Origin of the sequence: Aneurinibacillus aneurinilyticus ATCC 12856, from assembly GCF_000466385.1 — a bacterium.
GTDB lineage: Bacteria > Bacillota > Bacilli > Aneurinibacillales > Aneurinibacillaceae > Aneurinibacillus > Aneurinibacillus aneurinilyticus.
Genome location: NZ_KE952655.1, coordinates 1 through 1,592 on the forward strand (window position 1 = coordinate 1; position 1,592 = coordinate 1,592).

A 1,592-nucleotide genomic window follows, 5' to 3' on the forward strand; every position below is an offset into this window, starting at 1 on the left:
CACGCCGACGCGTGCACCTTCTTTCTTCCACCTTGTGGATAATCAACAGGCGTGATTTTATCCATTAGTGCTCTCTTCAAAAATAAACTGCGGTGGCATTTCATAAAAAACTCACCCGAGTCAAAATAGAAAGAATTTTTACTATAAATTGACAATTGAACAGTCCAGACGGTATACTAAATGCAAAAGATAAGTACGAAGGTACGGTGATAATAGTTGAATCCCGCAAAAGCACCAACACGTCAGCTTATCCTGCACTCAGCCTACTCCCTGATTGTAGAAGAAGGTGTCGGGCAGCTAACCTTACATGCAGTTGCCGATAGAGCTAACATTAGCAAAGGCGGACTGCTCTATCACTTTCCCAACAAAAATGCGCTCATTATTGGTTTGATCGAAGATTTATTCGGACGATTCAACCACAGAATGCTTAATGATATCAAGGAAAACGGGGAGCATTCCGGCCGCTGGGCACACGCTTACATCAGAACTACATTCCATAGCGAAGAAAACGAGGAGCAGGAGTTACAAATCAGTGTGGGATTGCTTGCTGCATTAGTCAATTCCCCCAAACTGTTACAGCCTGCTCAGAACTTTTATCAAGAATGGCAAAAAAATATGGAAGAGGATGGAATAGACCCGGCTATTGCTACAATTTGCAGACTAGCCTCTGATGGTCTATGGTTCACCGACATGTTTGGACTTGCCCCTTTAACCGATAAAGACTTACGGGAACGTGTATTAAACATCTTGTTGCAGCTATCCAAGGGGGAATTAAGATGAAAATGCTTGTTCTGCTGGGTGCTATCTTATTTGAAGTCATTGCCACTACGTCCTTGAAGATGTCGTATGGCTTTACCAAACTAATTCCCAGCCTAGTTACAGTGATAGGATATTTCTGTTCTTTTTATTTGCTTTCTCTGGCGCTAAAATCCTTTTCCCTTGGTACCGCTTATGCTATCTGGTCTGGATTAGGTACGGCAATTACAGTTATCGTCGGGGTTATTCTGTGGCACGAGTCCGTTAGCCTTCCACGTATTATTGGCATTCTTCTGGTCATTATAGGAGTCATTGTGCTTAATATGGCAGAGAGTCTCCCCGCCGAAGTTCATCAGGGTCAATAGTTTATTAAAGAAGGTGTAATAGAAGGAGTGAAAAAAATAGGTAACTGAACTATACGAAAACCTGAAAAGTTCCCGAAAAGTGGCGGATGTTCTCAAGGCGAATCAAACGAAAGCCTACCGACTCATCCGCAAGATGTGCAATATTTTTGTAGTCAGAAGTAAAAGAAGGAGAAAATCAGAGACGAGAAAAAGACACATTGGCCTTTCTTCTACCGGAGCGCAGGGCGCATCCACCCTCTTCTTTTTCCGAATTTCCTCCTTCCAACCACGTTATCCTGTCAAACTATCAAGTGTAACTTATATAATTGAACCTGTTCAAAAGGTTATCAACATCGAGCCGCTATGTCCAGGCCATAGAAAATGATGCATAACGCTCCTGCATATACATAGCAAATAGAGCCAGTTCCCCATCTTCAGGCTGGCCCTATTTATTCTTCTAAATCAAGGGTGTTGATTATCCAGTATGATCCA

Annotated in this window: 2 protein-coding genes; both read left to right on the top strand. The window is 42.5% G+C overall.

All coding sequences use genetic code 11. The annotated features are described in order from the left end of the window. Positions 1-216 precede the first annotated feature (216 nt). A complete protein-coding gene (locus HMPREF0083_RS00620) occupies positions 217-780 on the top strand; it encodes a TetR/AcrR family transcriptional regulator (RefSeq protein ID WP_021618954.1) in 564 nt (187 codons plus the stop codon). Beyond that, positions 777-1,121, top strand: a complete 345-nt coding sequence (locus tag HMPREF0083_RS00625; protein ID WP_021618955.1) for a DMT family transporter — start codon at positions 777-779, stop codon at positions 1,119-1,121. The genes HMPREF0083_RS00620 and HMPREF0083_RS00625 overlap by 4 nt, the downstream gene beginning before the upstream one ends. Positions 1,122-1,592: the final 471 nt, after the last annotated feature.